At 64.2% G+C, this 24580-nt stretch carries 24 protein-coding genes; 19 read left to right on the forward strand and 5 right to left on the reverse strand.

Annotated elements, in window-relative coordinates:
- Positions 1-16: 16 nt before the first annotated feature.
- The 9 genes from cobA (at position 17) to ACVDHI_RS09445 (ending at position 10115) form a co-directional block, all read left to right on the forward strand.
- Positions 17-775, forward strand: a complete 759-nt coding sequence (cobA, locus tag ACVDHI_RS09405) for a uroporphyrinogen-III C-methyltransferase (RefSeq protein WP_447212022.1) — start codon at positions 17-19, stop codon at positions 773-775.
- A gap of 125 nt (positions 776-900) precedes the next feature.
- Complete coding sequence (locus ACVDHI_RS09410) at positions 901-1485, forward strand: ANTAR domain-containing response regulator (RefSeq protein WP_447212023.1); 585 nt, start codon at positions 901-903, stop codon at positions 1483-1485.
- A gap of 344 nt (positions 1486-1829) precedes the next feature.
- Positions 1830-3185, forward strand: a complete 1356-nt coding sequence (locus tag ACVDHI_RS09415; RefSeq protein WP_447212024.1) for a CmpA/NrtA family ABC transporter substrate-binding protein — start codon at positions 1830-1832, stop codon at positions 3183-3185.
- Between the two features lie 14 nt (positions 3186-3199).
- A complete protein-coding gene (locus ACVDHI_RS09420) occupies positions 3200-4159 on the forward strand; it encodes an ABC transporter permease (protein WP_052815472.1) in 960 nt (319 codons plus the stop codon).
- Positions 4160-4190: 31 nt separating this feature from the next.
- Complete coding sequence (locus ACVDHI_RS09425; protein ID WP_447212025.1) at positions 4191-5012, forward strand: ABC transporter ATP-binding protein; 822 nt, start codon at positions 4191-4193, stop codon at positions 5010-5012.
- Between the two features lie 26 nt (positions 5013-5038).
- Entirely contained in the window at positions 5039-7621 is a 2583-nt protein-coding gene (gene nirB / locus ACVDHI_RS09430; RefSeq protein WP_447212026.1) for a nitrite reductase large subunit NirB, read from the forward strand.
- Positions 7618-7977, forward strand: coding sequence for a nitrite reductase small subunit NirD (gene nirD, locus ACVDHI_RS09435; protein ID WP_010675447.1), 360 nt, complete (start codon positions 7618-7620; stop codon positions 7975-7977). The genes nirB and nirD overlap by 4 nt, the downstream gene beginning before the upstream one ends.
- 144 nt (positions 7978-8121) lie before the next feature.
- Positions 8122-9213, forward strand: a complete 1092-nt coding sequence (locus ACVDHI_RS09440) for a PfkB family carbohydrate kinase (RefSeq protein WP_447212027.1) — start codon at positions 8122-8124, stop codon at positions 9211-9213.
- Positions 9207-10115 (forward strand): pseudouridine-5'-phosphate glycosidase, encoded by a 909-nt coding sequence (locus ACVDHI_RS09445; RefSeq protein WP_447212028.1) that lies wholly within the window; start codon positions 9207-9209, stop codon positions 10113-10115. The genes ACVDHI_RS09440 and ACVDHI_RS09445 overlap by 7 nt, the downstream gene beginning before the upstream one ends.
- 73 nt (positions 10116-10188) lie before the next feature.
- On the opposite strand, the gene ACVDHI_RS09450 is transcribed toward ACVDHI_RS09445, so the two are convergent.
- Positions 10189-10914: a carbonic anhydrase gene (locus tag ACVDHI_RS09450; protein WP_039040335.1), complete on the reverse strand. Its 726-nt coding sequence runs from the start codon at positions 10912-10914 to the stop codon at positions 10189-10191.
- A gap of 645 nt (positions 10915-11559) precedes the next feature.
- On the opposite strand from ACVDHI_RS09450, the gene ACVDHI_RS09455 reads away from it, so the two are divergent.
- Together ACVDHI_RS09455 and ACVDHI_RS09460 are read left to right on the forward strand one after the other, a co-directional pair.
- Positions 11560-12315 (forward strand): DNA/RNA non-specific endonuclease, encoded by a 756-nt coding sequence (locus ACVDHI_RS09455; RefSeq protein ID WP_167824672.1) that lies wholly within the window; start codon positions 11560-11562, stop codon positions 12313-12315.
- A gap of 208 nt (positions 12316-12523) precedes the next feature.
- Positions 12524-12871, forward strand: a complete 348-nt coding sequence (locus tag ACVDHI_RS09460; RefSeq protein WP_103255340.1) for a DUF2541 family protein — start codon at positions 12524-12526, stop codon at positions 12869-12871.
- Between the two features lie 31 nt (positions 12872-12902).
- On the opposite strand, the gene mog is transcribed toward ACVDHI_RS09460, so the two are convergent.
- A complete protein-coding gene (mog, locus tag ACVDHI_RS09465) occupies positions 12903-13433 on the reverse strand; it encodes a molybdopterin adenylyltransferase (protein WP_039040332.1) in 531 nt (176 codons plus the stop codon).
- A 407-nt stretch (positions 13434-13840) separates the two neighbouring features.
- Here mog and ACVDHI_RS09470 point away from each other — a divergent pair, with 407 nt between their 5' ends.
- The 8 genes from ACVDHI_RS09470 to proX all read left to right on the forward strand — a co-directional run bounded on the left by ACVDHI_RS09470 (position 13841) and on the right by proX (position 20122).
- Positions 13841-14179, forward strand: coding sequence for a DUF3135 domain-containing protein (locus tag ACVDHI_RS09470; protein ID WP_010675440.1), 339 nt, complete (start codon positions 13841-13843; stop codon positions 14177-14179).
- Between the two features lie 231 nt (positions 14180-14410).
- Positions 14411-15208: a threonine/serine exporter family protein gene (locus ACVDHI_RS09475; RefSeq protein WP_042014428.1), complete on the forward strand. Its 798-nt coding sequence runs from the start codon at positions 14411-14413 to the stop codon at positions 15206-15208.
- Positions 15205-15330 (forward strand): hypothetical protein, encoded by a 126-nt coding sequence (locus ACVDHI_RS09480; protein ID WP_263639559.1) that lies wholly within the window; start codon positions 15205-15207, stop codon positions 15328-15330. The genes ACVDHI_RS09475 and ACVDHI_RS09480 overlap by 4 nt, the downstream gene beginning before the upstream one ends.
- Positions 15327-15794 carry a threonine/serine exporter family protein gene (locus ACVDHI_RS09485; RefSeq protein WP_323940425.1) on the forward strand — a complete coding sequence of 156 codons (468 nt, stop codon included), beginning with the start codon at positions 15327-15329 and terminating at the stop codon, positions 15792-15794. Before ACVDHI_RS09480 ends, ACVDHI_RS09485 begins: the two co-directional genes overlap by 4 nt.
- Before the next feature lie 23 nt (positions 15795-15817).
- On the forward strand, positions 15818-16309 hold the full coding sequence (gene folA, locus ACVDHI_RS09490) for a type 3 dihydrofolate reductase (protein ID WP_447212029.1): 492 nt from the start codon (positions 15818-15820) through the stop codon (positions 16307-16309).
- A gap of 473 nt (positions 16310-16782) precedes the next feature.
- A complete protein-coding gene (gene proV, locus ACVDHI_RS09495; protein WP_041212476.1) occupies positions 16783-17979 on the forward strand; it encodes a glycine betaine/L-proline ABC transporter ATP-binding protein ProV in 1197 nt (398 codons plus the stop codon).
- On the forward strand, positions 17976-19124 hold the full coding sequence (proW, locus tag ACVDHI_RS09500; RefSeq protein WP_042014434.1) for a glycine betaine/L-proline ABC transporter permease ProW: 1149 nt from the start codon (positions 17976-17978) through the stop codon (positions 19122-19124). Before proV ends, proW begins: the two co-directional genes overlap by 4 nt.
- Entirely contained in the window at positions 19121-20122 is a 1002-nt protein-coding gene (proX, locus tag ACVDHI_RS09505) for a glycine betaine/L-proline ABC transporter substrate-binding protein ProX (RefSeq protein ID WP_039040327.1), read from the forward strand. The genes proW and proX overlap by 4 nt, the downstream gene beginning before the upstream one ends.
- Before the next feature lie 98 nt (positions 20123-20220).
- Here the strand turns inward: proX and ACVDHI_RS09510 are convergent, their stop codons facing one another.
- Genes ACVDHI_RS09510 through ACVDHI_RS09520 form a run of 3 tightly spaced genes read right to left on the reverse strand, consistent with a single transcriptional unit; the run spans position 20221 to position 24516 of the window.
- The gene (locus tag ACVDHI_RS09510) at positions 20221-21027 is read right to left on the reverse strand and encodes a phosphoadenylyl-sulfate reductase (RefSeq protein WP_010675432.1); all 807 of its coding nucleotides are present in this window, start codon (positions 21025-21027) and stop codon (positions 20221-20223) included.
- Entirely contained in the window at positions 21017-22729 is a 1713-nt protein-coding gene (cysI, locus tag ACVDHI_RS09515; protein ID WP_201925270.1) for an assimilatory sulfite reductase (NADPH) hemoprotein subunit, read from the reverse strand. The genes ACVDHI_RS09510 and cysI overlap by 11 nt, the downstream gene beginning before the upstream one ends.
- A complete protein-coding gene (locus tag ACVDHI_RS09520) occupies positions 22729-24516 on the reverse strand; it encodes an assimilatory sulfite reductase (NADPH) flavoprotein subunit (RefSeq protein WP_447212063.1) in 1788 nt (595 codons plus the stop codon). Before ACVDHI_RS09520 ends, cysI begins: the two co-directional genes overlap by 1 nt.
- Positions 24517-24580 lie beyond the last annotated feature (64 nt).

Genomic DNA, 24580 nt, shown 5'->3' on the forward strand with positions numbered 1-24580 from the left:
ACACAAGGAGCCTGAGATGAGCCAAATCAGTCTGGTGGGAGCGGGCCCCGGGCCCCTCGAATTGTTGACCCTGCGCGCCCTGCACCGTCTGGAGGCGGCAGAGGTCGTGGTCTATGACCGCCTGGTGGGGAGCGAGATCCTGGCCCGCATTCCCCACGGGGCGGCCCGCTTCGACGTGGGCAAGCGCTGTGGTGAGCCGAGCCCGACCCAGGAGGAGATCAACGCCCTGCTGCTGGCCCTGGCCCGCACGGGCAAGCGGGTGGTGCGCCTCAAGGGAGGGGATCCCCTGGTGTTCGGGCGCGGTGGCGAGGAGGCGCTGCACCTGGCCCGGCACGGCATCGAGGCCGAGCTGGTGCCGGGGATCACGGCGGCCCTGGGGTGCGCCGCCAGCAGCTTCATTCCCCTGACTCACAGGGGGCTGGCCCGCTCCCTGACCCTGGTGACGGGGCACCTGATGGACGAGCGCGACTATCAGGGCTGGCAGGGGCTGACCCGGGCGGGCCACACCCTGGTGTTCTACATGGGGCTGGAGCGGGCGGCCCGCATTCGGGAAGGGATGTTGAGGGCGGGGGCCCCGGGCGCGCTGCCGGTGGCCCTGGTGGTGGCTGGCTGCAGCCACCGCCAGCAGGTGCACGAGGTCACGCTCGATGGCCTGGAGCAGGCCGCCCGTGCCCTGCTGGGCCAGAGCCCGGTGCTGATCATCATGGGGGAGGTGGTGCGGCTGCGCGCCGAGCTGCATGGGCTGCTGACGGAGGCCCTGGAACGGGTCGCCTGAGGGGCGATTTCCCCTCTACCCCCACTACCTCCTGATAGATAAAAAGGAGGTAGATTCAAAGAGTTGGCCTTCATGTTGCGGCATTTTCGCCAGACAGAACGCGATCGTTGCCGGCAAGGAGCGCCATGACCACTTTTTCCACCCGGGGCCAGGGCGGCCCCGCTTCCCGGCTGTTGATCCACGCCGATGACCCGGGCCAGGCGAACCGCCTGGCCCTGCTGGTCAGTCACTACGGCCATCAGCCCGGGATCCTCGATACCCGCCAGTTGCTGACGCCGACGCAGAGGGGGGATGCCCTGCTCGTCAGCTGCCGCCAGTTCAGCGCCGAGGTACGCCTTGGCCTCTCCCTTTGGCCCGACATGCCGCGGCTCTTGTTCTGCGAGCGGCTGGGGGGCGATACCCAGCTCGCCCTGTTGCAGCAGGGGGTGTTGCTGGTGCCCCACCCTTGCGGCGAGCGTGAGCCGGTGGAGCAGTGGCTGCGCCTGGCCCGCAGTCAGCTCGCCATGGTGCAGGCCCTGATGCAGACCGAGAGCGAGCTGCGCCAGAAGCTGGAGGATAGGCGGCTCATCGAGCAAGCCAAGGGACGCTTGATGCGCCATCAGGGGCTGGACGAGGATGAGGCCTATCGCCTGATGCGCAGCACCGCCATGAGTCGTCACCTGAGCCTGGGGGAGCTGGCGCGGCAACTGCTGCAGGCTTTGCCCGCCTGAGCGCTCCCGTGGCCAACCGTTTTGGTGCAACTGCGCCTAATTGAGGCAAATTTGAGGGAGGATCTGGGCATCACAGGCCGCAAAGGGCCGCCTGATGCACCCTGGACGAGCTGGCACGGAAAGTGAATAACAAAAACACGATAGCAATGAAGTAACGATGCGCAGTGAGGGGCCGGTCAGGTCACTCACCCGCAACAGGGCAAAGAAGCCCCGCCGATCCCGGATCGGCGGGGCTTTTTTTTGGTCGCGACGCACCTTGGGTCGCAGCGCTGCAACGAGGTGGCACTGCGATTCCAGGCAGCCTGGCGCCATGGCCCTGACCCGGAACCGAGGGAGGAGATGCAATGAACGGACGACAAGGATGTGCGGGACTGCTGCTGGCGGCGTTGTCGCTGCCGGTGCTGGCACTGGGAGCCCCGGAGCAGGAGGAGCTCAGGCTCGGCTTCATCAAGCTGACCGACATGGCGCCGCTGGCGGTGGCCTACGAGCGTGGCTATTTCGAGGATGAGGGACTCTACGTCACCCTCGAAGCCCAGGCGAACTGGAAGATCCTGCTGGATCGGGTGATAGACGGCGAGCTGGACGGTGCCCAGATGCTGGCGGGCCAGCCCCTGGCGGCCCACATCGGCATCGGCACCCAGGCCGAGCTGGTGACGGCGTTTGCCATGGATCTCAACGGCAACGCCATCACGGTGGCCAATAGCGTCTGGGCCGCCATGGCGCCCCAGTTGCCCAGGCCGCAGGCGGGCCAGGTGCCGCCCCCGGTGAGCGCCGCCGCCCTCAAGGCCGTGGTGGCGGAGTATCGCCAGGGGGGTAAGCCCTTCAACATGGGGATGGTCTTCCCCGTCTCCCCCCACAACTACGAGCTGAGGTACTGGCTGGCGGCAGGCGGCCTGCACCCCGGTTTCTATGCACCCAAGCTTGGGGACAACTCGGGCCAGCGCCAGGCGGACGTGCTGCTGTCGGTGACGCCGCCCCCCCAGATGCCCGCCACCCTGGAGGCGGGCACCATAGCCGGCTACAGCGTGGGGGAGCCCTGGAACCAGCAGGCGGTCGCCAGGGGCATAGGGGTGCCCGTCATCACGGATAACGAGATCTGGCGCAACAACCCGGAGAAGGTGTTCGGCGTCACCCGGCAGTGGGCCGAGCGTCACCCCAACACCCATGTGCGGCTGGTGAAGGCGCTGCTGCGGGCGGCCTGGTGGCTGGATGCAGACGACAACGGCAACCGGCGCGCGGCGGCCAAGCTGCTGGCCAAACCCGAGTACGTGGGGGCGGACGAGCAGGTGATCGCGAACTCCATGACGGGCACCTTCGAGTACGCCAGGGGGGACAAGCGCCAGGTGCCGGATTTCAACGTCTTCTTCCGCCACCACGCCACCTATCCCTACTACTCCGACGCCATCTGGTATCTGACCCAGATGCGGCGCTGGGGCCAGATCCCCGAGGCCAAGCCGGACGCCTGGTTCGAGCAGGTGGCCAAGGCCGTCTATCAACCGGACGTCTATCGCCAGGCCGCCGAGGCGCTGATCGCCGAGGGCAAGCTCAAGGCCAGTGACTTCCCAGACTTTGCCAGCGAGCAGGGCTATCGCGGCCCCCAGGATGGCTTCATCGACGGCCTCATCTACGACGGCCGCCACCCCAACGCCTACCTGCAACAGTTCGCCATCGGCCTCAAGGGCGATGAGCGGGTGCAATGAGCAAGGAGATCCCGATGAAACGACACACATGGCCCCTCATCCATTTAAAAGCCATCAACTGGAAAATCATGGTGCAGCCCCTGCTCGGCGTGCTGCTCTTCCTCGGCCTCTGGCAGTGGGGGGCGAGCCAGGTGCAGACCAGTCTGGGCACCCTGCCGGGGCCGCTCGCCACCGCCAGCCAGCTCTGGTCCCTCGGGCAGGAGCATCTGCAGGAGCGGGAGAAGGCGGCGGCCTTCCTCGAACGCCAGCAGGTGCGCAATGCGGCAAGGCTGGCGGCGGATCCGGCGGCCGAGGTGAAGCTGCGTCCCTACACAGGGCGTCCCACCTTCTTCGATCAGATAGCCACCAGCCTGCTCACCGTGCTGTGCGGCTTCGCGCTGGCGACCCTGATCGCCATTCCGTGCGGGGTGCTGCTCGGCATGAATCAGGGGCTCTATCGCGCCGCCAACCCGGTGATCCAGCTGCTCAAGCCGGTGTCGCCGCTGGCCTGGCTGCCCCTCATCACCCTGGTGGTGAGCGCCCTCTACGCCAATCCCGCCCCCTGGCTTGCCAAGTCCTTCCTCACCTCGGCCCTGACGGTGACCCTCTGCTCCCTCTGGCCGACCCTGATCAACACGGCGGTGGGTGTGGCGGGGCTGGATGGGGATCTGCACAACGTCAGCCGGGTGCTGCGCCTCTCCTTTGTGACCCATGTGCGGCGCATCGTGCTGCCCGGGGCCCTGCCCATGATCTTCACCGGGCTGCGGCTCTCCCTGGGGGTGGCCTGGATGGTGCTGATCGCGGCGGAGATGCTGGCCCAGAACCCGGGGCTCGGCAAGTTCGTCTGGGACGAGTTCCAGAGCGGCGGCTCTGCGTCCCTGGCCCGCATCATGGTGGCGGTGATCACCATAGGCCTCATCGGCTGCGCCCTGGACAGGGGCATGCTGGCCCTGCAGCAGTGGTTGTCCTGGGACAAGCGCCAGGTGCTGCGTTAATCACATTTCTATTCAGGCAGGAGAAGAGCCAATGAAGAGTTATCTGGAGATAAGCGACGTCGGCATCTCGTTCGAGACGGAGCAGGGCAGCTTCGAGGCCTTGAGCCGGGTCAACCTGCGCATCGAGAAGGGGGAGTTTGTCTCCCTCATCGGTCACTCGGGCTGCGGCAAGAGCACCGTCCTCAACCTGGTGGCCGGGCTGCTGGAGCCGACCCTGGGGGGCATCATTCTCGATGGTCGCGAGGTGGCGGGCCCGGGGCCCGAGCGGGCCATGGTGTTCCAGAACCACGCCCTGCTGCCCTGGCTCAGCGTCCAGCAGAACGTGGCGCTGGCGGTGGCCCAGGTGGAGTCTGACAAGCGGGCGGTGGCGGAGCGGGTGGACTACTACCTCTCCCTGGTGCAGATGGATCACGCCAGCCAGAAGATGCCCCACGAGCTGTCGGGGGGGATGAAGCAGCGGGTCGGCATCGCCCGCGCCCTCTCGCTCTCCCCCAAGGTGCTGCTGATGGACGAGCCGTTCGGCGCCCTCGATGCCCTGACCCGGGCCCATCTGCAGGATGCCCTGATGGCGATCCAGGTGGAGCTTGGCAACACCGTCATCATGATCACCCACGACGTGGACGAGGCGGTGCTGCTCTCCGATCGCATCGTCATGATGACCAATGGCCCCAGCGCCACGGTCGGAGAGATCCTGACCGTCGACCTGCCAAGGCCCAGAGACAGGGTCGCCCTGGCGGACGATCCCCACTACCACAAGCTGCGCCAGCAGGTGCTGCGCTTCCTCTACGAGAAGCAGCGCAAGGTGACCCCCCTCAAGGCAGCCGGGCAGGTGCGCAGCAAGCTGCGCGCCTGAGCCCGCCGGATTCAAGGAAGAGAGACATGACTGACAAAGAGCAACAGTGGGTGACAGAGGACGGCATGGGCCTGCTCGGTCGCCAGAACAGTGGTTCCGCCGAACAGACCGCAAAGCAACGGCTGCTGGTGGTGGGCAACGGCATGGTGGGTCATCACTTCGTCGAACAGCTGGCGGCGGCCGGTGGCCTCGAGCGGTTCGACGTGACGGTGTTTGGCGCCGAGCCTGACGCCGCCTACGACAGGGTGCACCTCTCCGAGGTATTCGGCGGCAAGGCGCCCCAGGCCCTGCGCATGGCCGACCCCGCCTGGTATGAAGAGAGCGGCATAACGCTGCGGCTGGGGGCCGAGGTGGAGGTGCTCGACCGGGCCACCCGCACCCTGACGCTGGCCAACGGCGAGCAGTTCCCTTACGACCGTCTGGTGCTGGCGACCGGCTCGGTCCCCTTCGTGCCCCCCATCCCCGGTCATCAGCGGGAGGGCTGCTTCGTCTATCGCACCCTGGGGGATCTTGCCGCCATCCGCGATGCCTGCGCCCAGGCACGCAGCGGCGTGGTCATCGGCGGCGGCCTGCTGGGGCTGGAGGCGGCCAACGCCCTGCGCCTGCTCGGCCTCAAGACCCAGGTGGTGGAGTTCGCCCCCAGGCTGATGCCGGTACAGCTCGACGAAAGCGGCGGCGCCGTGCTGCGGGACAAGATCCAGGCCCTCGGGGTCGAGGTGCTGGTGGAGAAGGCCACCGAGTACATCGAGCAGGGGGAGCAGGCCCGTCATCGCCTGCGTTTCAAGGACGGCACTCACATTGAGACCGACGTGCTGCTGTTTTCGGCGGGGATCCGCCCCGCCGATACCCTGGCCCGGCAATCCGGGCTGGAGGTCGGGGAGCGCGGCGGCATCTGCATCGACGACGGCTGCCACAGTTCGGATCCCGCCATCCTCGCCATCGGCGAGTGCGCGCTCTGGCAGGGCCGCATCTTCGGCCTGGTGGCTCCCGGCTACCAGATGGCCCGGGCCGCCGTGGCCAGTCTGTGCGGCGGCGAGACCCGCTTTATCGGGGCCGACATGTCCACCAAGCTCAAGCTGATGGGGGTGGACGTGGGCTCCATCGGCGATGCCCACGCCAACACCGCCGGCGCCCAGGAGTTGCTGCTGCTGGACAGGGTCAACGGCATCTACAAGAAGCTGGTGACCGACGGCGAGGGCAATCGCCTGCTCGGCGCCATCCTGGTGGGGGACGGGGCCGATTATGAGCGGCTGCTGCAGTACTACCAGAACGGGGTGGCGCTGCCCCAGCCGCCGCTCTCCCTGCTGGTGGGGGAGGTCGGGGCCGCCCCCGCGCCCCTGGTGCTGCCGGACAGCGCCATCCTCTGCTCCTGCCACAACGTCAGCAAGGGGGACGTGGTGGCCGCCGTTCGGGCGGGCAATCACGAGCTGTCGGCGGTGAAGAGCTGCACCAAGGCCGGCACCGGCTGCGGCGGTTGCAGCAACCTGCTCAAGCAGGTGGTGGATCAGACCCTGGCGGACCTTGGCGTCGAGGCGGACAAGGGGTTGTGCGAGCACTTCGCCTACGGCCGTCAGGAGCTCTATCACCTGGCACGGGTGGGCGAGCTGAAGAGCTTCGAGGCGCTGCGGGACAAGCATGGCCAGGGGCTGGGGTGCGACATCTGCAAGCCGACGGTGGCCTCCATCCTGGCGTCGCTGTGGAACGAGCACGTGCTGGAGAAGCCCCACCGCGCGTTGCAGGATACCAACGACGCCTTCCTTGCGAACCTGCAAAAGGACGGCACCTATTCGGTGGTGCCGCGCATCCCGGGGGGGGAGATCACCCCGGAGGGGCTCATCACCATCGGCGAAGTGGCGCGCAAGTACGGCCTCTACACCAAGATCACCGGCGGCCAGCGCATCGATCTCTTCGGCGCCCGGGTCGACCAGCTGCCCGCCATCTGGGGCGAGCTGGTGGCGGCGGGCTTCGAGACCGGTCAGGCCTACGGCAAGTCGGTGCGCACCGTGAAGTCCTGCGTGGGCTCCACCTGGTGTCGTTACGGGGTGCAGGACTCCATGACCCTGACCCAGACCCTGGAGCACCGCTACAAGGGGCTGCGGGCACCACACAAGCTGAAGTTTGCGGTCTCAGGCTGCACCCGGGAGTGCGCCGAGGCCCAGAGCAAGGACATCGGCGTCATCGCCACCGAGCGGGGCTGGAACCTCTATGTGTGCGGCAACGGCGGGATGCGGCCGCGCCACGCCGACCTGTTCGCCACGGATCTCGACGAGCAGACCCTGATCCGCTACATCGACCGGCTGCTGATGTTCTATGTGCGCACCGGGGACAGGCTGCAACGCACCTCGGTCTGGATGGAGAACATGGAAGGGGGGCTCGACTATCTCAGGTCGGTGATCATCGAGGACAGGCTCGGCATCGGTGCCGAGCTGGAGGCCATGATGGAGGGGATAGTCGGCACCTGGCAGTGCGAGTGGAAGAGCACATTGGCGGATCCTGACAAGCTCAAGCTGTTCGAGGCCTTCGTCAACCGGCCCGAGGACGAGACGCCGCCGCGCCGTGAGGAGCGGGGGCAATGGGTGCCGGATATCGCTATCAAGGAGGTGGTATGAGCGACATAAAAGAAGAGACCTTACAGTCAGAACCTGGAGCCTGGCATAGGGTATGCGAGCTGGCGGCGCTGCCGGAGCAGGCCGGGCGCAGCGCCTGGCTGGAGGGGCGGGTACTGGCGCTGTTTCGCCTCGGGGAGCATGTCTATGCCCTGGACGGGGTGGACCCCCTGGCCGGCGTTGCGGTGCTGGGGCGTGGCCTGGTGGGGGATGCCGGTGGGGAGCCCGTGGTCGCCTCGCCGCTGTACAAGCAGCGCTACGCCCTGATGGACGGTCGCTGTCTGGACGATCCTGCCCTGAGCGTCGCCTGCTGGCCGGTGCGACTGGAGGGGAGCGAGGTCTGGGTACAGCTGGGGTGAGTGGCCCATCTGAAAACCATGTTGTGATCGCCGGGCACTGCCCGGTGATTTTTTGTGCGCGACCCGACATTTCTTGTACGAGAGGATGGCGGGAAAACGTTTTTCGGAAATAATGGACAAACGTTTGTAACTGGATGTTTGTCTATGACGGAACGTGAGCAAGAGATCCTCGCCCTGCTGCGCCAGGATCCCATGATTGCCCAGCAGGAGCTGGCGGACAGGCTCGGCATCAGCCGCTCCGCGCTGGCGAGCCACATCTCCAGCCTGATGCGCCAGGGCTATGTGCAGGGGCGCGGCTATGTGCTGCGCGAAGGCCCCTACGCCGTGGTGATAGGCGGCGCCAACATGGATATCTGTGGCAGCAGCCACGACAACCTGCGCATCGGGGATTCCAACCCGGGCCGGGTACGCACCTCCGCCGGCGGGGTGGGGCGCAACATCGCCGAGAACCTGGCGCGCCTTGGCACCGATACTCGCCTGCTGACTGCGGTGGGCAACGATCAATACGGCCACCACCTGCTGGAGGTGAGCCAGCGCGCCGGGGTCGATGTGCGCCAGGTGCTGGTACTGGAGGGTCAATCGACCTCCTGCTATCTCAGCCTGCACGATGGCTGCGGCGAGATGAGCTGCGCCGTCAACGACATGGGGATCATCGAGCAGCTCACCCCGGCCCGGCTCACCCCCCTGAGCGGTTTTCTTGGCGCGGCCCGGCTCTGGGTGCTCGACACCAACCTCGCCACCCACACCCTGGACTGGCTGTTCGAGCGCCAGGGGGAGCACATCATCTTCGTGGACACCGTGTCGGTGGCCAAGGTGGAGAAGATCCGCCCCTGGCTGCACCGCATCCACACCCTCAAACCCAATCGCACCGAGGCGGAGCAGCTGTGCGGCTTCACCATCGGCGGGCCCGACACCTGGCCCATGGCGGCGGCCTGGTTCCACCGCGCCGGGGTGCAGCGGCTCTTCCTGAGCCTCGGCGATCAGGGGATCTTCTATAGCGACGGGGCCTGCCAGGGCCATCTGCCCGTGCTCGGCAGCCCGGTCGTCAACGTGACCGGCGGCGGCGATGCCTTCATGGCAGGGCTGGCCCACGCCTGGTTGCAGGATCAGGGCATCATGGAGACAACCCGGTTCGCCCTCGGTTGCGCCGCCCTCACCGTCAATTGTTCCGATACCGTCTTTTCCGGCCTATCCAAGGCCGCCGTTGAACGCATGCTGGAGGAGTACCCATGTTGAACGCTTACCTCGATATCCAACCTGAAGTTGCCGCCGCCCTGGCCGCCGGCAAGCCGGTGGTGGCCCTGGAGTCCACCATCATCTCCCACGGCATGCCCTATCCCCAGAACGTGGAGACGGCGCGCCAGGTGGAGCAGGTGGTGCGGGACAACGGCGCCGTGCCGGCCACCATCGCCATCATCGATGGCCGCCTCAAGGTGGGTCTGGATGCGGGGGCCCTGGAGGCGCTGGGCCGTGCCGGGCACGCCGCCACCAAGTGCAGCCGTCGCGACATCCCCTTCGTGCTGGCCAACAAGGGGCTGGGGGCGACCACGGTGGCCTCCACCATGATAGTGGCCGCCATGGCCGGGATCCGGGTGTTCGCCACCGGCGGCATCGGCGGCGTGCATCGCGGCGCCCAGGAGACCTTCGACATCTCGGCGGATCTGCAGGAATTTGCCCAGACCCCGGTGGCCGTGGTCTGCGCCGGTGCCAAGTCGATCCTCGACATCGGCCTGACCCTGGAGTACCTGGAGACCCAGGGGGTGCCGGTGATCGGCTACCAGACCGAGGAGCTGCCCGCCTTCTACACCCGTGAGAGCGGCTTCAAGGTGGATTACCGCCTCGACACCCCGGCGGCCATCGCCGAGGCGCTGCGCCTCAAGTGGGAGCTGGGCCTGGCCGGTGGCGCCGTGGTCACCAACCCGATCCCGACCCAGTTTGCCATGCCCAAGGCCGACATCGACGCCGCCATTGCCCAGGCACTGCGAGAGGCGGACGAGCAGGGGGTGAAGGGCAAGGCGTCCACCCCCTTCCTGCTGGCCCGGGTGTGCGAGCTGACCGGTGGCAACTCCCTGGCGGCCAATATCCAGTTGGTGCTCAACAACGCCGCGCTGGGGGCGCGCATCGCTGCCAGCCTGTAAACACCTTTGCGAAAGATGCAAAAGAGGGCCAGCAGGCCCTCTTTTTATTGCGCGAATCGGTGAGATAACCTCCTTATTCCAGCACCAGTCGCCCGTTGAGAGGTTGGACGGGGCGGTTGTTGGGGTGGTGCATCACCGCCTTGAAGGCATCGATCTGGGCCTGGCTGGCCTGGACCGGCTCCTTCATCACCAGCCAGCGCACTCCTTCCGAGCAGGGTGGGGTGGTCAGGGACCCGCTGAAGCGGTAGTAGTCGTGCTGGGCGGGCAGCAGTTGCTCTGCCGAGATGGGTTCCTTGAAGGCATGGATCTCCCCCGCCTTGGCTGGCAACACCTGCCAGGCCTGGCTCAGGGCCCCATTGGCCTGGCCCGGCTCGAACATCACGGCGACCACCGCCAGCTCCCCCTTGTCATTGGCATGGACCAGGTGACCCTCCAGGGGGTAGGACCTGCCTTCGATGAGGTTTTCGCTGGGGGCGTGGAAGTGGAACTGCTTGAGCTCGAAGTGCATGCCGTCGAGCTCAAGGGTGCTGCCGGGGGCATAGTTGACCTGCACCGTGTGGCCGTTGTTGACCAGCGTCTTGCCACCCGCCTGATAGTGGAACTGCAGGGGGGCCAGATCGGCCTTCACCAGACCCGAGAGGTTGACCGGCGACTGGTTGCTGCCGGCACACTGGCCATATTCCGGGGTCAGGCTGGCCCATTTCGCCGGGCCGGCCTCGCCGCTGTATTCCCAGTGTGTGGTGGCGGCAAAGGCGGCAGGGCAGAGCAGCAGGGCGCCAGCCAGCAGGGACTTTTTCATCATGCATCCTTATCCTGATTGAAAAGCACGGCCATTCCTGGCCTTCCGGCAGGAAGGCCTCATCAATGGCATCGTTGGAAACGCAGGGTACGCGGTGCCAGACCGGATTAATTGTTATGAAAGGTCTGTCGTCATCGTTATTTGAAGCGTGGCATGAGGCGGCGCCATGATGTATTCCGGCAACGGGGCTCGCTTATTCATGAAGGAGAAATCCTGCGGGCATTTTCGCAATGAACGGCCCCCTTTCATGGCGCCCCAAATAGATGACGGGCTGATTCTAGAGGGCTTTTCATGGCTCCGTTTGATCTCGAGCAAACAAGCGGGGACTAATTATCGGGCTTGAGGATCCCTTATTTCGCTGGGATTTGTTCGATATTCCCTGACCCGGTCAGGGGCGTGCGTGGGGGGAGCCGGGCGCTGTGCTGACAGAGTGCCTCGGTGTTGACCCCTTATCCCTCTGATAGTGCTGGAGAAATTCCCCCCTCAGCACAGTGACGGCGGGATGACAATCCCCCGGTTGGCGGCGCCTTGTTTGCGGTTTTGCCGTCCTCTTCACATTTCCGGATTGCTCGCTATTTGTGCGATTGCCTTGCTCATCCGACCTGGTGTCAAATCACTCCGCCTAACACAAGGAGTGGCATAATAATGAATAATATCAATAAATTAGTTCTGGCTATCGGATTCACTCTCACCACTTTCCCGAGCCTGGCAGCGGGATTCCAGTGTGGGGAGCACGTCACCCTGGGGGTACCCGGTCAATCCAGTCAGCTGTTGTGCCGGGAGGGCTATGCCGCCGGGTACAACTACGACACCAAGGTCTCTGACTGGGTCTCTTACCGGATGACGGCCGCCAGCGCCCAGGGCCAGGTGCCGCGCAAGGATGCCTTCGCCGAGGACAAGGAGGTGCCGGTGCAGTTTCGCGCCACCCTGTCGGACTACAAGGGCTCGGGCTATGACCGCGGCCACCAGGCACCGGCGGCGGACATGCGCTCCACCGCCACCACCATGAAGCAGAGCTTCCTGCTCACCAACATGACCCCGCAACTGCCGGCGCTCAACCAGGGGGCCTGGCGCATCCTGGAGGAGAAGACCCGGCAGTGGGCCATCACCTACAAGAGCGTGCAGGTGATCACCGGCCCCATCTTCACCCACTCCGATGGCGCCATCGGCAACGGCGTGACCGTGCCCCACGCCTACTACCGGGTGGTGATGGATCTGGCGGGCAAGCGGGCCATCGCCTTCATCCTGCCGCAAGAGAACGTCTCGGCCAGTCGGCTGGCGGACTATGTGGTGACGGTGGATGAGGTGGAGGAGCAGACCGGGCTCGACTTCTTCACCGAGCTGCCGGATGAGCAGGAAGAGGCCATGGAGTCGCGGCTGTCGGCCATGTGGGGCGGTTAGCGCGTCCGGCAGGGGTAACGGGGGCCCAGGCCCCCGTTACCCACACGGGCCTCCGGCCATTGTCATGGCCTCTGGTACAGGGCCAGTACAGCTTGGGTCTGGCATCGGGTCCTTATCATGACTCCTTTTTTCAGGAGGCATCATGTCAGCGCTGTTTTCCCTTCACTCCTCGTCCACTCTTGCCCGCGCGTTGCGCATCTGCGTACCCATGGCGCTGCTGGGGGCTGCTGTTCCCCCGGCCATGGCCGACGAGGATATCCGCTTGGGGCAGACCATTCTGCTCGGGGTCGGCGATCATCCCGCCATCATTCCCATGCTCGCCTGCCGGCCGACCAAATCCATCATGGTCAAGGCAGGGCGGGAGTTGACCCTGGAGCGGGTCAAGGTGTTCTACGGCAACGATCGCAGCAAGACCCTCTATTTCGACAAGGTGTTGAAAGAGGATCAGGAGTCGGGGTGGCAATCACTCGGCAGCCGGCTCTGCATCAAGCGCATCGAGGTGTACGGCAATTCGGAAGGGAGCAGGGCAGGGGTCAAGGTGTACGGGCGCAAATGAGCGAAGGGCGGGGGAAATCCCCGCCCAGTGCTTATTTCTTCGGGCGGAACGGCTTGATGATGGCCTCGTCGCACTCGAGATAGGGCCCTTCCATCAGGTCGATGCAGTAGGGAATGGCGGGGAAGACCGCATCCAGGCACTCGCGGATCGATTTGGGCTTGCCCGGCAGGTTGACGATGAGCGAGCTGCCGCGCAGGCCGGCGGTCTGGCGCGACAGGATGGCGGTCGGCACGAACTTGAGGGACTCGGCCCGCATCAGCTCGCCAAAGCCCGGCATCATGCGATCGCACACCGCCTCGGTGGCCTCCGGGGTCACATCCCGCCTGGCCGGCCCTGTGCCCCCCGTGGTAACGACAAGGCAGCACTGCTCCTCGTCCACCAGCCGAACCAGGGTCGCCTCAATCTGATCCTGCTCGTCGGGGATCACCTGATAGACGGGCTCCCATTCCGAGGTCAGGTAGGCGTTCAGGGTGTCGATGATGGCCTTGCCGGAGAGATCTTCGTAGATGCCTGCACTGGCGCGATCGCTGACGGTGACGATACCGATTCTTGCCTTGCTCATGGTCTGCCCTTGGTTGCCGCAATAAAGTGGTAAATAAAATAACATAATCAGTGAGATATGTTAAACCGCAGGATGAGGCAAGGGGAGGGCATCGAGTCAGGGAGAGAGTCGAATGAAAAACAATTTTGAGAAAAGTCCGTTAATAAGGAATAAGGCCGAGAAAAATGACGCTGAAATTTTATAAAAAAACTGACGCAGGCCGGATTCGGTTAATTTCATGAATCATAAGGAATAAATGATTTTTTCCGCCAACGATGCGCAATTCGTGCCAAAAACCGGACTCCTGTGGCTCGGCGGTGAATGACCCAAAATCGCCACCATCCTATATAACCTTCCCTAGGGACAGTGAAATAGTGATGTGCCCGGCGTCGTTCCATTCCATGGGCGAGGTCCGGCCAGGAGGGTATATGGAGCTGCCTGATTTCGATACCCTGAAGTACTGGGCGCTGGCCGAGCCGGAGCGACTCGACGCGCTGCTGCACCAGCAGATAGAGACCCTGATCGCCCAGGTGGGGCCAGAGCGGCAACGTCGGTTGCGAGGTCTGCAATTTCGCATCGACTGCCAGCGCCGCCTGGCAAGAAACAACCTCGACAGCTGCATCCGGATAGCCAACATGATGCATGACTCCGTCTACGCCATGCGCCAGCACATTCTGGATCTGCAGAACGAATCCTGTCAGGAAATGGCAGAGCCCCCGCTGCCGGATAATGTGATAGCGTTTTCCAGTTATCTGAAACGGAAATAATTAAAGGCCCTGTTCAAGATATAAAAAACAGGGTGTTTATTAATTTGTCTCACCCCTTCTCAAACAAGTTGTTAAGCAAGTTGGGTGAATTGTTTTTTATTTGCTGCAAATATTCCCCTGGCGGCTGAATAATAGTGACCAGTGCCCGCAGTCCGATAGAGATGGATGAAGGTGTATTTATTTTGGGGTAATATCCAGACACATTTCATCTTGCTATGACTCAAAGGGATCATGAGAAGCATCACACCAGGAAGGGTGCTGTCGCGAGAGCAGCAGACGGAGATCACCCGGATCATCGTCAAGGCGGGCCAGATGCTGGCCCAGTTTGGGGCGGAGAGCCGCATCATAGAGCAGACCACGGTCCGCCTGGGGATGGCGCTCGGGCTGGAGAGCGTCGAGATGGCCATCTCTTCCAGCGCCATCGTCCTCACCAGTCTCTACCAAGGCAGTTGCGTCACCACCACCCGCCGGGTGCGGGAGCACGGCATCAACATGCAGGTGGTGTGCGAGATCCAGCGCATCTGCATCATGACGGAAAAGTCGCTTATCGGCGCGCGCGAGGTACGTCAGCGCCTCGAGGCCATCACGCCGTTCCACTATCACCCCTGGCTGGTGGTGCCCATGGTGGGGCTCTCCTGCGGTGCCTTCAGCCTGCTGTTTGGCGGTGACTGGCCCATCTTCCTGGTGACCTGCTGCTCGGCCTCGGTCGCCATGCGGGTGCGCCAGCTCATTGCCCGCCATCACCACAGCCCCCTCATCAACTTTGCCGCCACCGGGTTTATCGCCACCCTGCTCGCCTCCAGCGCCACCTTCTTCGGCTGGGGCGAACAACCCTATCTCGCCATGGCCGCCAGCGTGTTGCTGCTGGTGCCGGGGTTCCCGCTCATCAATGCGGTCTCCGACATGGTGAAGGGTTACTTCAACATGGGGCTGGCCCGCTGGGGCACGGCGACACTGCTGACCATCAGCGCGGCCATAGGGATCATTCTCGCCATGTCGGTCACCGGGATCTGGGGGTGGAAGGTATGAAGATCTTTGACGTTGTATCGACCCTGTTGATCGGGGCAAACCGGCTATCCATCAGCGCGTGGAACCATATCGGGATCATGCTCGCCATGTCGGTGACCGGTATCTGGGGGTGGAAGGTATGATGGAACTGATCTGGCTGCTGGCCAAGGATGCCTTCTGGTCGGCCATTCCGGCGGTGGGCTTTGCCATGCTGTTCAACGTGCCGCCACGGATGCTCAAATATTGCGCCATGGGGGGCGCGTTGGCCCATAGCCTGCGTACCCTGCTCATCCACTACGGCATGCCCATCGAGTGGGCCACCCTGGCAGCGGCGACCACGGTCGGCTTTGTCTGTGTCTACTGGTCGCGCCGCCTGCTGGCACCACGCCCGGTGTTCAGCGTCGCCTCCATCATCCCCATGATCCCGGGCAGCTACGCGTTCAAGACCATGATCGCCATCGTCGAGCTCAATATCTCCGGGGTGACCATGGAGCTGCTTCAGAGCGCGGTGGAGAACGGCCTCAAGGCGCTCTTTATCGTGGGGGCCCTGAGTTTCGGTTTGGCGATCCCCTCTCTGGTCGTGTACCGTAACCGCCCCATTATCTGACGACGGTGCGAGAGGTTGACCCCATGATGATTTCCATGATTGCCGCCATGGCCCACGATCGGGTGATAGGGCTGGACAACCAGATGCCCTGGTACCTGCCGGCGGATCTGGCCCACTTCAAGCGGGTCACCCTGGGCAAGCCGGTGCTGATGGGGCGCAAGACCTTCGAGTCCATCGGACGACCGCTGCCCGGGCGCCGCAATCTGGTGATCAGCCGCAACCCCGACTACCGGGCCGACGGCGTGGAGGTCATCGACTCGGTGGAGGCCGCACTGGCGCTGCTGGCGGGCAGCGACGTGGCCGAGCTGATGGTGATCGGGGGGGGGCATCTCTACGGCCAGCTGCTGCCACGGGCCGACAGGCTCTATCTGACCCGCATCGATCTGGCGGTGGAGGGGGATACCCGTTTCCCGGCCTTTGACGAGGGCGACTGGTCCTGCATCGAGCGCGAGTCCCATCAGCCTGACGAGAAGAACCCCCATCCCTACTGTTTCGAGACCTGGCAGCGGCGCTGAGCCCTCTGATGCCATGAAGAGCCCCTTGCGACAGCCGGGGGCTTTTTTGTGCCCTGTTACTGCAAAGAGAAGGGGGCTGAACCGGCATGGCTGAAGGTGCCTGAAGCAATATCCGGAATGCGTGACATTAAAATGATTAGTTATGTAATGAATAAGCCATTCATCGCCCCGATGGGCGCCGTCGTCCCCACCCTCTCTTTTCGCCTGCTGCTAACGCCCTTTAATCATTAACAAAATCTGCTGCAAGTGCATCGCTACTGTGGCGACCCTGTCTGTTATAGGCGTTTTTATCGTGATTTAATGGATTTTTATGAATAAAAATAACCAATAAAAATCAATAATTTAAATTTAATCCTTTTGGGGTGGCTTCAATTGGTTCTTTTGTTTGGGTGTGATATTGCTTAGTGTTAAAAGTAATTGGCTCACGTTCGACGGTTTGCCAGGCAAACCGTCGGCCAAGAAAAAAGGACAATATGACAGTCAAACTCGAGGTCAAATCCCTCTACAAAATCTTCGGCGATCAGCCGGATAAAGCGTTCAAATTGCTGGCGAAAGGGCATGATCGCGCCAGTATCCTGAAAAAGACCGGACAGACCCTGGGGGTCCAGGATGTCAATCTGGCCATCAACGAAGGGGAGATCTTCGTGGTGATGGGCCTCTCCGGTTCGGGCAAATCCACCCTGGTGCGTCTTTTCAACCGGCTGATCGAGCCGACCCGCGGCCAGGTGCTGATCGATGGCGAGGACATCGCCGCCATCTCGGAGCGCGAGCTGCGCCAGGTGCGTCGCAAGAAGATCAGCATGGTATTCCAGTCCTTCGCCCTGATGCCGCACCTGAGTGTGCTGGAAAATACCGCCTTCGGGCTGGAGCTGGCCGGTGTACCGCTGGCGGAGCGCCAGCAGAGCGCCCGTCAGGCGCTCCATCAGGTGGGGCTGGGGCAGTGGATAGAGGCTTATCCGGATGCCCTCTCCGGCGGCATGAAGCAGCGGGTCGGGCTGGCCCGGGCCCTTGCCAATGACCCCGACATTCTGCTGATGGACGAAGCTTTCTCCGCGCTGGATCCCCTGATCCGCACCGAGATGCAGGACGAGCTGCTCAAGCTGCAGGCCAGTCAGCAGCGCACCATCGTCTTCATCTCCCACGATCTGGACGAGGCGATGCGCATCGGCGATCGCATCGCCATCATGCAGGATGGCCAGCTGGTGCAAGTGGGCACCCCGGACGAGATCCTGAACCAGCCCGCCAACGACTATGTGCGCGCCTTCTTTCGCGGGGTGGATCTGGCCCATGTGTTCAGCGCCCGCGACGTGGCCAGCCGCAAGCAGGTGCCCCTCATCAAGAAACACACCACCGACGGGCCGGGCAACGCCCTGCGCCAGCTCAAGGAGCTTGAGCGGGAGTTCGGTTACGTGGTGGATCGCAGCCGTCGCTTCCTCGGGGTCGTCTCGGTGGAGTCGCTCGGTCAGGCGGTAAGGGCCAAAGGCAGCCTGGAGCAGGCGTTGCTGGCGGACATCCAGCCCATTCTGGCGGACACCGCCCTCAATGAACTGATCAGCCAGGTGGCGGCCGCTCCCTGTCAGGTGCCCGTGGTCGAGGAGGATGGCACTTACCTCGGCCTCATCTCCAAGGCCAATCTGCTCAACACCCTGGACAGGAGTACCCCGGCATGAAGCTGATGAATCCCCATTTCTTGCTGAGCGGGCTGCTGGCCCTGGTGCTGCTGGCGAGCCCTTCCCTGCGGGCCGATGAGGTGGCGGCAGATCCCTGGAGCGCACCTGCGTCCACCGAGGTGTCCGATCCCTGGGGCAGTACCGACACCCAGGCCACCGACTGGCAGAACCAGATCGAAGCCGCCGACACCACAACCGCCATCGACTGGCTGGATCCTTTCCAGCAGGCGCTGGTGCCGCTGGATACCTGGGTGGAAGGGGGCATCGGCTGGCTGGTGGAGAACCTGCGGCCGCTGTTCCAGCTGATCCGCGCACCGGTGGAGCTGACCCTGAACGCCATGACCCATCTGCTGCAGACGGTGCCCTCCACCCTGATGATGGGGCTCCTGGCCCTGCTTGCCTGGCAACTGGTGAACGGCCGCATGGCGCTCGGCACGCTCGTATCTCTTGTGGGGATCGGGCTCATCGGGGCCTGGTCCGATGCCATGGTGACCCTGTCCCTGGTGCTGACCTCGCTGTTCTTCTGTGTGCTGCTGGGGTTGCCCACCGGCATCCTGCTGGCCCGCAGCGAGCGGCTCTCCACCTGGACCCGGCCGCTGCTGGATGCCATGCAGACCACCCCGGCGTTCGTCTACCTCATCCCCATCGTCATGCTGTTTGGCATAGGCAACGTGCCCGGGGTGGTGGTGACCGTCATCTTCGCCCTGCCGCCCATGATCCGGCTCACCATGCTGGGTATTCGCCAGGTGCCCACGGATCTGGTGGAGGCGGCCCACTCGTTCGGTGCCAGCCCCTCCCAGTTGCTATTCAAGGTACAACTGCCGCTCGCCATGCCCACCATCATGGCCGGGGTCAACCAGACCCTGATGCTGGCGCTCTCCATGGTGGTGATCGCCTCCATGATCGCGGTGGGGGGCCTCGGCCAGATGGTGCTGCGCGGCATCGGCCGGCTCGACATGGGGCTCGCCTCCATCGGCGGCCTCGGCATCGTGCTGCTGGCCATCGTGCTCGACCGCCTCACCCAGGCGATGGGGCAACCGGATCGCACCCGTACCGGCCGCTGGTATCAGCACGGCCCCGCCGCCCTGCTGCTGCGCCTGGCCGGCCGTGACAAGAAAATCGATTACAAAGGAGTAAACGCATGAGACCGATCACCAAAGGATTGACCCTGGGCACATTGCTGCTGAGTGCCCAACTGCTGAGCCCGCTCGCCATGGCCAGCGCCGAGTTGCCGGGGGAGGGGGTTCGCGTTCAGCCCCTGCAGAGCTCCTTGCCGGAAGAGGCCTTCCAGAGCCTGCTGGTGAGCAAGCTGATGGCGCGTCTGGGTTACGATGTCCAGCCCGCCCAGGAGGTGGACTACAACGTGGCTTATGCCTCGGTGGCCCAGGGAGACGGCACCTTCCTCGCGTTCAACTGGGTGCCGCTGCAGGACAACAAGTACGAGCAGGCGGGGGGCGACAAGGTGTTCTTCCGTGAGGGCACCTATGTGGCCGGTGCCGCCCAGGGGTACCTCATCGACAAGAAGACCGCGACCCAATACGGCATCACCAACCTGGGCCAGCTCAAGGATCCCGAGGTGGCGGCGCTGTTTGACGGGGATGGCGACGGCAAGGCCGACCTCATCGGCTGCAACCCCGGCTGGGGCTGCGAGGGGGCGATCAACCATCACCTCGACGCCTTTGGCCTGACCCCCACGGTGGCCCACAAACAGGGCAACTACGCGGCGCTGATCGCCGATACCCTGGCTCGCTACCAGGCCGGCAAGCCGGTGCTCTATTACACCTGGACCCCCTACTGGCTCAGCAGCGAACTGGTGCCGGGCAAGGATGTGGTGTGGCTGGAAGTCCCCGCCGACGCCCCGGATGCGGCCAAGACCCGTTTGCCGAACGGCAAGAACTACGGCTTTGCGGTGAACACCATGCACATCGTTGCCAACAAGCGGTTTGCCGAGGCCAATCCGGCCGCCGCCAAGCTCTTCTCCATCGTCAAGCTGCCGCTCAATGACATCAACGTGCAGAACGGCCTGATGAACAAGGGGCAGAACAAGCCGGCGGACGTGGAGCGTCATGCCGACGCCTGGCTCAAGGGTCACGAGGCGCTGGTGAACGACTGGCTGAATCAGGCGCGCGCCGCCGCCATGTAATGAAGGGCGGTACATCACCCTTTTGCGCAAAGAAAAACGCCCGGCAGTTGCCGGGCGTTTTTTTGTGGGCGGGCGCAGCACATGGCCGGGCCGGGGGATCAGATGCCGGAGCCGTCGCTCTCGCCACCTTCCTCATGCAGGCCGCACTCGCGCTTGAGGCCGAAGAAGCGGGTCTGCTCCTCGCTCATGCCGGGCTCCCACTTGGCGGTGGTGTGCACGTCGCCGACCGACAGGTAGCCCTGCTCCCACAAGGGGTGGTAGGGGAGGTCGAACTCCTTGAAGTAGTAGAAGACGTCCTTGTTGCTCCAGTCGATCACCGGCAGGAACTTGAAGCGACCGCGCTGGATGGCCAGCACCGGCAGCTTGCCCCGGCTGCCAGACTGCTCACGGCGCAGGCCCGAGAACCAGGTGCGGGCACCCAGCTCGTTCAGGGCGCGGTCCATGGGCTCCACCTTGTTGAGCTGGTTGTAGCGGGTGATCCCCTCCACCCCCTGCTCCCACAGGAGGCCGAAGCGGGCCTCCTGCCAGGCCGGGCTGAGTTCGGCCCGGTAGATCTTGAGGTTGAGCGCGAGACGCTCGGTCAGTTCGTCGATGAAACGGTAGGTTTCGGGGAAGAGGTACCCGGTGTCGGTCAGCACCACGGGCACGTCGGCCCGCTCGCGGCTCACCAGGTGCAGCATGAGCGCCGCCTGGATGCCGAAACTCGACGACAGCACATGCTCCCCCGGCAGGTTGGCCAGGGCCCAGCGCACCCGCTCGGGGGCGCTCATGGCGTCCAGCTCCCGGTTGAGGGGGGCCAGCGCCTCGACCTGCTCCTCCCGGCCCAGGGCCAGCAGGGCGTCGAGGTCGAGCCGGCCGTCGGCGGTGCGCGCCAGCCGGGCTGTATCAGTCTGTTCAGGCTGCATAGAAGTCCCTCGCGGAGTCGATAACCGGGGCGATGATCCCGGCGCGAATGACAAAATCGCCGAAGCACTCGTTCGGGTTGCGCTCGCTCGCCCAGCGGCCGATCAGGGCGTCCAGTTCGGCCAGGATCTGCGGCTCGGTGATGTTCTCCAGGTGCAGGCGCGGGATGCGGGTCCCCTCGAGGTTGCCCCCCAGGTGCAGGTTGTAGCGACCCGGCGCCTTGCCCACCAGACCCACTTCCGCCAGCATGGCGCGGCCGCAGCCGTTGGGGCAGCCGGTGACCCGGAAGATGATGGCGTCATCCGCCAGGCCGTGCTTGGCCAGCAGCCCCTCGATGTCGGTGACGAAGGCAGGCAGCATGCGCTCGGCCTCGGCCATTGCCAGGGGGCAGGTGGGCAGGGCCACACAGGCCATGGACTGCTTGCGCTGCTCGCTCACGCCGTCATCCAGCAGACCGTACTGGCGCGCCAGCGCCTCAATGCGTGCCTTCTCGCCGGCAGGCACGCCCGCGATGATGAGGTTCTGGTTGGCGGTGAGGCGGAAGTCCCCCTGATGCACCTTGGCGATCTCCAGCATGCCGGTCTTGAGGGGCTTGCCCGGGAAGTCCAGCAGGCGGCCGTTCTCGATAAACAGGGTCAGGTGGTGCTTGCCGTCGATCCCCTCCACCCAGCCGAAGCGATCGCCACGGCTGGTGAATTCATAGGGGTGAACCGGCCCGAACTGGATGCCGGCGCGGTTCTCCACCTCGGCCTTGAAGGCCTCGACCCCCACCCGTTCAAGGGTGTACTTGGTCTTGGCGTTCTTGCGGTTGACCCGGTTGCCCCAGTCGCGCTGGGTGCTGACCACGGCGGCCGCCACCTCCAGCACGTGGGAGAGCGGAATGAAGCCAAAGTCGCTCGCCTTGCGCGGGTAGGTGGTGGTGTCGCCGTGGGTCATGGCCAGACCGCCCCCCACCAGCACGTTGAAGCCCACCAGCTTGCCGTGTTCGGCAATGGCCACGAAGTTGAGATCGTTGGCGTGGATGTCCACATCGTTGTGGGGCGGGATGACCACGGTCGTTTTGAATTTGCGCGGCAGGTAGTTGGAGCCCAGGATCGGCTCCTCGTCACCCCCCAGCTTCTCGCCATCCAGCCAGATCTCCACGTAGGCGCGGGTCTTGGGCAGCAGGTGCTCGGAGATCTTCTTGGCCCACTCGTAGGCCTCCTGGTGCAACTCGGACTCCACCGGGTTGCTGGTGCAGAGTACGTTGCGGTTCACGTCCCCCGCGGTGGCGATGGAGTCGATACCGGTGCTGTTGAGGGTCTGGTGCATCAGCTTGATGTCGCGCTTCAGTACCCCGTGGAACTGGAAGGTCTGGCGGGTGGTCAGGCGGATGCTGCCGTACATGCTGTGTTCTTCGGCGAACTTGTCGATCACCTGCCACTGGGCCGGGGTGATGATGCCGCCGGGCAGGCGGGCGCGCAGCATGACGTTGTGCAGGGGCTCCAGCTTCTGGGCGGCGCGCTCCGGGCGGATGTCGCGGTCATCCTGCTGATACATGCCGTGGAAGCGGATCAGCTGGAAGTTGTCGCCGTTGAAGCCGCCGGTGAGCGGGTCCTGCAGATCTTCGGCGATGGTGCCGCGCAGGAAGTTGCTCTCGCGCTTGAGGCGTTCGTTGTCAGCCAGCGGCCCTTCGACCGGTCCCGGAATAAGTTGTTTGCTCATCAATAGACATCCCTTTGATAACGTTTGGCACGACGCAATTCGCTCAGATACTCTTCTGCTTCCTCACGGCTCTTGTGGCCGTGTTCCGCAATCACTTCCAGCAGGGCTTCCTGCACATCCTTCGCCATGTGGTTGGCGTCGCCACACACATAGAAGTGAGCGCCTGCTTCCAGCCACTGGTAGAGCTCAAGCCCTGCCTCGCGCAGGCGGTCCTGCACATAAATCTTGTTGGCCTGATCCCGGCTGAAGGCTAGGGAGATTTTGGACAGCAGTCCCGATTTCACATAACGCTGCCACTCCACCTGATAGAGGAAGTCCTGAGTGAAGTGGGGGTTGCCGAAGAAGAGCCAGTTCTTGCCCTCTGCCCCCTGTGCTTCCCGCTCCTGCAGGAAGGCGCGGAACGGGGCAATGCCGGTGCCCGGCCCCACCATGATGACGGGGGTGTCGGGATTGGCGGGCAGGCGGAAGTTGTCGTTGTGCTCCACGAACACCCGGACCTCGGCATCTTCCGGCAGACGGTCCGCCAGATAGGAGGAGGCGCCGCCGCTTCGCACTGTGCCATCTTCTTGGAGGTAGCGCACCACGCCGACGGTCAGGTGCACCTCTTCTTCCACCTCGCTCTGGGCGGAGGCGATGGAGTAGAGGCGGGGGGTGAGGGGGCGCAGCAGTGCGATCAGTTGATCGGCACTCAAGGAAGCCGGGAAGCGTTTCAGTACGTCCACCACCTGGGCGCTGGCCACCAGGGCGTTGACCTGGGCCTTGTCACCGGCCAGATCTTTGAGCGCCGCGTTGTCCGTGATCTCGGCGAGGCCAGTGATCAGGCCCCCGTGCAACCGGGTCAGCTCGTAGTGACGGGTCAGCGCCTCGCGCAGGCTGCCATGGGGGGTGGCCTCCTCACCGGTCAGACCGGTCAGGGCCAGCACTTCCCCCACGAGATCGGCGTCGTTGTCGAACCAGATACCGAGCGCATCCCCCGGTTGATAGGTGATGCCGGACTCTTCCAGGTTGATCTCGATGTGACGGATGTCCTTGGTGGAGTCGCGGCCAGTGATCTTCTGGTTCACCGAGAGTCTGGCGGGGAAGGGGTTCTCCTTGTTGTACTGGCTGTGGCCGACGGCGGCCTGCACCGAGCCCGCCACGCTGGCTGTCGCGGCGCCGGCAGAGAGGGTGGCGGCGACCGCCGAAACGGCCTGCTCGCCCCAGGTCTTGGCGGCATCCTGATAATCCACATCGAGGCTAGCTAGCTCATGGATGCGCTCGGCCCCTGCCTTGGCGAGGAAACCATCGAAATCCTTGCCGGTCTGGCAGAAGAACTCATAGGAGCTGTCACCCAGCCCCAGCACGGCAAATTTGAGGCCCTCGAGTTTGCCAATCTTGCCTTTTTTAAGCTGCTCGAACAGATCGACGGCGCTCTCGGGGGGCTCCCCCTCCCCGTAAGTGCTCACTACCACCAGCAGGTGGCTCTCTTTCTTGAGCTGCTTGGGTTTGTAGTCCGCCATGGAGGTGAGGGTCACCGGCAGGCCGCGGGCCTTTGCCTGTGCCTTGATGGCGCTGGCCACGCCCTTGGCATTCCCGGTCTGGGAGCCGTAGAGAATGGTCAGGCTGCCGCCGGGAGCCGCGGCTTCTGCGCCTGCGCTCGCCACGGGCTGGACGCCCGCCTGGGAGAGGCCGTAGAGATAACCGCTGACCCAGGCCAGTTGCTGGGTATTGAGGGTGGTGAGAACTTGGTTGAGCTGGCGCTGCTGTTCGTCAGAGAGCGGGCTCAGGATGGGGGCTGTCAATGGCATCACACATGTCTTCCATGGTCTGATTTTTGGTCAGGGTAAGGGGTGTAATGAATAACAACAAAGA

Source organism: Aeromonas sp. 25-248 (assembly GCF_053005425.1).